Here is a 6,178-nt window from a genome sequence, read left to right as displayed (position 1 = left end):
TTCCGTCTCTACAAAGACGCAGTGGCATCACTGGGATACTATTCCTTTTTCCGTTGTTAAAACTCCGGGTTGCTAATCTGAGGGAATAGGAGCTGATTGCGTCTAATTTTCATCAATTCCGCCATAGGTGCATGGCAAAGCTCCCTCCCTACTCCCTCCGCTTCGCTGCGCCCACCATTGATCGTATAATCCCATTCAAAAGCTACTATGACGGCGTTGCGATCGCCTCGACAACCGTAAGGCGACCTATCTATTTCGGAATTCCCATAAGCTTGAGCTTGTGTCCTTGTAAAATCGCACAACTATCAGCAACTATAAGCTAAAGCTATTAAAAATATTAAATTTTTATTTTTATAATATAAAACTTTTGAGGCGGTCGTCACAAGGGTAACTTTTTTCAACAAGATTATAGCCTCCTGTTTTACAGTCCTTAAACATTGCTTCGATACCACTGCGACATTTAAACGCTGTTACAGCTTGTTTCAATTTGCCGATATTGCTGAGTCAATACCAGCCTTCATCTTCGCCACTATTTCGATATTTTCGTTGCCCATAACCAGCGACATCAAAACAGCCCAATCCTTGCTGCTGATTTTAACTCCTGTCACATAAAAGCTCGTACCTGCGACTAAACCACACTCACTCAACCGCTTAAATTCCTCTCCTTCTTCTTGAATATAGCGTCCCTGTTTTACTCTCAAAACACACCTTATGTTCTTTTCACACAGCCCACTTGCCAGCTTAACGCTCGCAAATTCAGGCGTTTCCTAAAAGGACCATTTTATATTTTTTTAGCAGACCAAGAATGGGGCAGATTAAGCTTTGTTGTTCTCGGATGTTGCTACAGCCACAGCGAAGGCAATATCTGCTACTACAACGGTAAAGCTCTCTTGTCCCCAATCAGGCTAATCATCAACATATTTTTATCTCGCCACTGCGTTCTATCAATGGCGACCTTCAACTCTTGTTTCTTTTTAAATTGAGTTCTCCAGATATTTAAGCAGATGAAACCAAAGCTTTTCTATCTTGAGGATAGGTAGCTTGAGAAACCGTTGAATAGAACGTCGTCGGCTCTCAAACATGATTGGGTATGGCATCTATTTCGCCAATAACTCAATACTCACTTGTTTATGGGTTGGGAGCAGAAAAACTAAAATAGTCACAGTCAAGTATTCGGTGTTTTTGAGCTGCTGTTGGAAACAAATTTGGTATGATTGAGGTAACATTTTTAACTGATGGGGCTTCTTAACAAGACTGACCCCATATTTTTTTACCAAAAATCGGTCCTAGCCCCGTCATCTGTATTGGTTGATATATTTTACCATAAGCTCAGGAGAGCTAGAAACGTTATATATTCCTGCGTCTCGGATTGATATAAAAAAAGAAAATTAATAGTGTAGGTTTTGTTTCTCAACCTAACCTACACTATTAATAATTTGTGTAAGGGGAATGTTTATTCCTAACTCTCATTCTTCACGAGACGGAAGTTACGGAAATACGGATAACTGTTGTTTTCCTGATTCCTTCTTCTTTCTTGCTTATTCCTTCTTCTTTCAACGTCCCCATTCCTAATTACTAATTCCCAAATGACTCGCTTAGCCACAACAATAGAAGCCATACTTTACTTAAAAGGTCAGCCAGTGTCGATCGCAGAAATTGCCGAGATTGCCAAGTGCGATCGAGCCGAAGCCGAAGACGCCATCATCGAACTCATGTCTGACTCGTCCCACCGCGACAGTGCATTAGAAGTCGTCGAAACCCCCACAGGATACAGCCTGCAACTCAGAGAAGAGTTTGCCAGTTTAATGCAAACTTTAATACCTCCCGAATTAGGTGTGGGAGCTTTGCGGACGCTGGCTGCGATCGCCCTCAAAGGCGGCATCGCTCAGCCAGATTTAGTTAACTTGCGAGGTTCCGGAGCTTACCAACAAGTGCAGGAACTGGTAGAAATGGGTTTCGTCCGCAAACGGCGGCCTGCTGAGGGGCGGTCGTATTGGTTACAAGTTACCGAGAAATTTCATCGGTACTTTCAAGTAGACCAACTGCCAAAACAATTGCAACTTGACTTTCAGGCAAATTTGTACCCAAGCAATGACGAGTAGTTTGAAGTAGAATGTAACCAGCCAGAAATTAAGAATCGCCAAATGGTTTTTCACCCTGACTTTGACACATCCAATGCCCAACAAACCGCAGTCAATCCACTGCTGAAGTACCTCCAACACCAATCCCCGGAGGTGCTAGCCCGCGTCGCCAAGTCCGTCAGCCCCGACATCAGAGAAATAATCTCTCATAACGTTCAAGGACTTGTCGGCGTTTTGCCTTCAGAAAATTTTAACGTCGAAATTACCACCGATCGCGAAAACTTAGCAGGTTTGCTAGCTTCAGCGATGATGACAGGCTATTTTTTGAGGCAAATGGAGCAGAGGATGCACCTCGAAGAAAATTTAGCAAGCACCAGCTCGATTCAACCCAACTCACCCAAAGACAAGTAAAAAAATCAACGGGTTGGGGAAGCCAGAAAGATGAAAGTTGTTCAGAAAAATCCATAATCCTGAATCATGGAGGCACAGGGAATTAAGAAACCGGGCTGTTAACCGGCTATCCCTAGCGCTACACCGAGGATTTTGGTGAAAAAACCCGGTTACTGCTTCCAGGACTATAAAGCATCAGATTCATCTTCCATCCTCCACCCTTGCAACTAATACCAATTTCAAAAAAGAATGCAACTGCAGATAAGCTCCAAATCCTTATGCAGTAAGTCATTCTTAATTCTTTAATCGAAAATCGAAAATCGAAAATCGAAAATGGTATTACCCACCGGCGGAGCTACCCGATAGGGGAAAAGCACCCGGACGTACTTTAATATTCTGAACTTGACCCAAACGGTTAATTTCCAGTTCGAGTTCTTTGCCCACAACCGTGTTTTCGACCCGTTCTTGCACGTCACCGGGAGTGTTAACCGCAATTCCGTCAACTTTTTGAATGACATCTCCGGGGCGCAAGTCGGCTTTTTGAGCGGGGGAATTTTCCACGACTCGCGCCACGGCTACGCCTTGATCGAGGGTAATTTTATTATTATCGAGCTGTTTGTTGAGTTCGGCCTTGGTGGCGGCAGTCAAGCTGACCATTTGAATGCCGAGATAGGGATGTTCGGCTTTACCTTTGGCGAATAGCTGATCGGAAACTCGTTTGGCGGTTTCGATCGGAATTGCAAATCCCAAGCCCTGAGCGTCGGCGCGAATGGCGGTATTGATGCCAATTACTTCGCCTTGGTCGTTGAGCAGCGGGCCGCCTGAATTGCCGGGGTTGATGGCGGCGTCGGTTTGGATGAAGCGGACTCGCTTGTCTGGGATGCCGACTTGGGAACTCGATCGACCCGTAGCGCTGATAATGCCCACAGTCACGGTATTGTCGAGACCTAAAGGATTGCCGATCGCGATCGCCCACTGTCCCGGTACAATATTGTCCGATCGACCCAAAGCCACCTGCGGCAGTTCCTTAGCATTAATCTTAACCACAGCGACATCCGTCAGCGGATCGACTCCCTGCACCTTACCCTCAAACTCGCGGCCGTCTTTGAGCGTCACCTTGACAGTATCCGTCCCGGAGACAACGTGAGCATTAGTAACGATGCGGCCGTCAGAAGTGAGAATAAAGCCGGAACCCGTACCTCTCTTGGTTCGTTCTTCCGGCTGCGGCAAATTTTCCCCAAAAAACCGACGAAACAACGGATTTTTGAAAGCTTCCGGCACTTGATTCGCCACCTTGCTTGAGGCGTCAATCCGCACTACAGCCGGGCCGACTTTTTCGGCTGCTTCAGCAATAAAATTGGGATTGCTGCGATCGACCGCCCGATTTTCCAGAACTGGAGGAGAGGGATAGGGGGGGATTTGCTGGCGCACTACTGGCAAAACCAATCCGGTTTCCAGATTGTTTGAGCCTTGCAGATAGCGATTTCCCAACCATCCCATACCTCCGCCGATTGACAGCAGAGTCACATAAAGGGTCGCTTGCTTAAAAGATAAACTCATTTAATAACTCCCGCTAAATACCTCATCCCCGCAGACAGGTTCCTAATCAAGCATTTTTGTCTTGGCGACGGGAAGGAAGCGGGGCGGGGCGTACCGCTTCCTCAAGAACATAGCTGTTAACAGGCAGGCGCCGATGGTCATCACAGGCAATTTTGCCGGATTTGCCAAGAGCGACTCAAACTAATAATTCTCATCCTAACTTGGCTTAGCCTGGGATTTACAGTCTGGGGGGTGGCTAGAGCTTTCAAATATGCAGTTTCACAGGATTTTAAAATTGTCAACTGTCCGAAATGAATAGTTTTTTATGTACATAATGACTTTTAAACGCTTATTTCCGCTGATTTTTGCATTAATTGGGTCGATCGCACCCGTTGAGAAAACGGCGGCAAATACCGAGATCCCACCTGCAAATCTTCCTTCAGGTATACCTGTAGAAAACCCTGACCCCGCCCGCGATTGCCCGATCCCGGCTATGTCTCGGTTGCGCCGCCATACTGTGGCCCAGGGCGAAACAATAGAAAGCATCGCGCGGCAGTACAATGTGATTCCTGCAGCGCTGATCGGGATAAATCCGATGTTGCGGGGCGGTGGAGTATCTGCTGGAAGTGCGATCGTCATTCCTCCCTACAGTGGCATTGAGGTAGAAGTGCCTGCGGGCTGGAATTGGCAAAAACTGGCAGAAGCTTACAAAGTGCCCGCAGATTTGCTATTTGAGGCGAATGGGTGCAGGCCTTTGGGGAAAACGGTGTTTGTGCCAGCGGTGAATAGGTCGATCGGGCCTTCTATCAATCCCGATGCAACGCCATCGGTGCAAGGATTTCCGCTGCCCGCCCCAGCAGTGGAAGCTTTGCGTTACGGGCGGCAATTGCATCCGGCGCGGCGCGAATTTTTTTTCCACAGCGGCGTAGATTTTTTGGCGTCGGAGGGTACGCAGGTTTTGGCGACGGGCGAAGGAACTGTCGCTTTTGCCGGGCCACAGGGGGATTACGGGAATTTAGTGGTGGTGAACCATGAAGCGGGGAAGCAAACGCGCTACGCTCATTTGAAAGATATTGCGGTAAAAGTCGGTCAAAAAGTGCAGTCTGGAGAAGTTTTGGGAACTGTGGGGACGACGGGAAAACGGGACATTCCGCCATCTCATTTGCATTTTGAAGTTCGGTACAATTCCGGTTTGGGTTGGGTTGCTGAAGACCCGCTGCTTTATTTGCAAGCGACTATTAAAAAATAGGATTGTTAGTGTGCTGGGGGGTGACAACCCGCCCCAAATCCAGACGGGGTAAGGATTGAGCTGTGTTGTGGTAAAAAAAGATAGGCAGCAGAATTATTACACGATTGCCTATTCCAAAAAATATTTTACCAACATTTTACCAGACTAACTTACAAAAATAACTGACGCAAAACCCGTTTATTTTACTCACAATCTTTTTGAACCTGATAGAATCCGAGAAACAAGTAACGATCGCACTAATCGGGTTTCCATTAATCACTTATTGGTGAACAACTTATTGCCCGATCGCACATTTCTCTCAAATTCGATCGCCCCATCCACAAAAAACCCGATCGCCCATCCACAAAAACTGATCGCCCATCCACAAAAACTGATCGCCCATCCACAAAAACTGATCGCCCATCCACAAAAACTGATCGCCCATCCACAAAAACCTGATCGCCCCCATCCACAAAAACTGATCGCCCATCCACAAAAACCTGATCGCCCCCATCCACAAAAAACCCGATCACCCCGGCCCCAGAAACCGGGTTTTTTCCGAAATACTTCCCTACAACCCACAGATGTGGACAAAACCTCGATGTCAACTGTCAACTGTCAACTGTCAACTGTCAACTGTTTAACTCCCTCCGATCGCAGGAAATGCACCCGGCCGAACACATCGCCCGCTACAACTGTCACCCCATCAGGTGCGATCGCACAGCAAATAAACCCATGTTCTCCGCTGAAACTAGCAATTTCTTTGCCACTAAGCAGATCCCAGATTTTCAGGGTTTTATCGTCTGAAGCGGAAATCGCTGTTTTTCCGTCGCGTGCGATCGCCACTGCATTTACCGAGTTAATATGACCCGTGAGGGTTAATAGTTCGGTGCCTGTCTCGGTGTCCCAGATTTTCAGGGTTTTATCGTCTGAAGCGGAA

Annotated in this window: 8 protein-coding genes; 3 read left to right on the top strand and 5 right to left on the bottom strand. The window is 47.0% G+C overall.

Translation table 11 applies throughout. The features are described 5' to 3' along the window. Positions 1–56: 56 nt before the first annotated feature. Both QUB06_RS09085 and QUB06_RS09080 read right to left on the bottom strand, forming a co-directional pair. Entirely contained in the window at positions 57–302 is a 246-nt protein-coding gene (locus tag QUB06_RS09085) for a hypothetical protein (RefSeq protein WP_333435016.1), read from the bottom strand. Positions 303–482: 180 nt separating this feature from the next. Then, positions 483–701 carry a hypothetical protein gene (locus QUB06_RS09080; RefSeq protein WP_333435015.1) on the bottom strand — a complete coding sequence of 73 codons (219 nt, stop codon included), beginning with the start codon at positions 699–701 and terminating at the stop codon, positions 483–485. A gap of 885 nt (positions 702–1,586) precedes the next feature. Here QUB06_RS09080 and scpB point away from each other — a divergent pair. Together scpB and QUB06_RS09070 are read left to right on the top strand one after the other, a co-directional pair. Continuing rightward, positions 1,587–2,102 carry an SMC-Scp complex subunit ScpB gene (gene scpB / locus QUB06_RS09075; RefSeq protein ID WP_333081868.1) on the top strand — a complete coding sequence of 172 codons (516 nt, stop codon included), beginning with the start codon at positions 1,587–1,589 and terminating at the stop codon, positions 2,100–2,102. A 42-nt stretch (positions 2,103–2,144) separates the two neighbouring features. Next, entirely contained in the window at positions 2,145–2,492 is a 348-nt protein-coding gene (locus QUB06_RS09070; protein ID WP_006635907.1) for a DUF760 domain-containing protein, read from the top strand. A 318-nt stretch (positions 2,493–2,810) separates the two neighbouring features. On the opposite strand, the gene QUB06_RS09065 is transcribed toward QUB06_RS09070, so the two are convergent. Then, positions 2,811–4,031 carry an HhoA/HhoB/HtrA family serine endopeptidase gene (locus QUB06_RS09065; RefSeq protein ID WP_333289561.1) on the bottom strand — a complete coding sequence of 407 codons (1,221 nt, stop codon included), beginning with the start codon at positions 4,029–4,031 and terminating at the stop codon, positions 2,811–2,813. A gap of 313 nt (positions 4,032–4,344) precedes the next feature. Here QUB06_RS09065 and QUB06_RS09060 point away from each other — a divergent pair, with 313 nt between their 5' ends. Continuing rightward, on the top strand, positions 4,345–5,259 hold the full coding sequence (locus QUB06_RS09060) for a M23 family metallopeptidase (RefSeq protein WP_333435014.1): 915 nt from the start codon (positions 4,345–4,347) through the stop codon (positions 5,257–5,259). Between the two features lie 298 nt (positions 5,260–5,557). Here QUB06_RS09060 and QUB06_RS09055 read toward each other — a convergent pair whose 3' ends face one another. Together QUB06_RS09055 and QUB06_RS09050 are read right to left on the bottom strand one after the other, a co-directional pair. Beyond that, the gene (locus QUB06_RS09055; RefSeq protein WP_333435013.1) at positions 5,558–5,728 is read right to left on the bottom strand and encodes a hypothetical protein; all 171 of its coding nucleotides are present in this window, start codon (positions 5,726–5,728) and stop codon (positions 5,558–5,560) included. Positions 5,729–5,856: 128 nt separating this feature from the next. Further along, positions 5,857–6,178: WD40 repeat domain-containing protein (locus QUB06_RS09050; RefSeq protein WP_445251365.1), on the bottom strand; the 322-nt coding region annotated here is incomplete at its 5' end.

It is taken from the genome of Microcoleus sp. D2_18a_D3 (assembly GCF_036702455.1).
In the GTDB taxonomy this organism is placed as follows: domain Bacteria; phylum Cyanobacteriota; class Cyanobacteriia; order Cyanobacteriales; family Microcoleaceae; genus Microcoleus.
The sequence above is the reverse complement of the archived record's forward strand: the minus strand, read 5'-3'. Positions and strand labels throughout refer to the sequence as shown.

What these genes read in the sequence shown, in the direction of transcription:
- scpB (WP_333081868.1), top strand. Translation starts at nt 1,587, where the DNA reads ATGACTCGCTTAGCCACAACAATAGAAGCCATACTTTACTTAAAAGGT.
- QUB06_RS09070 (WP_006635907.1), top strand. Translation starts at nt 2,145, where the DNA reads ATGGTTTTTCACCCTGACTTTGACACATCCAATGCCCAACAAACCGCA.
- QUB06_RS09065 (WP_333289561.1), bottom strand. Translation starts at nt 4,031, where the DNA reads ATGAGTTTATCTTTTAAGCAAGCGACCCTTTATGTGACTCTGCTGTCA.
- QUB06_RS09060 (WP_333435014.1), top strand. Translation starts at nt 4,345, where the DNA reads ATGACTTTTAAACGCTTATTTCCGCTGATTTTTGCATTAATTGGGTCG.
- QUB06_RS09055 (WP_333435013.1), bottom strand. Translation starts at nt 5,728, where the DNA reads ATGGGCGATCAGTTTTTGTGGATGGGGGCGATCAGGTTTTTGTGGATG.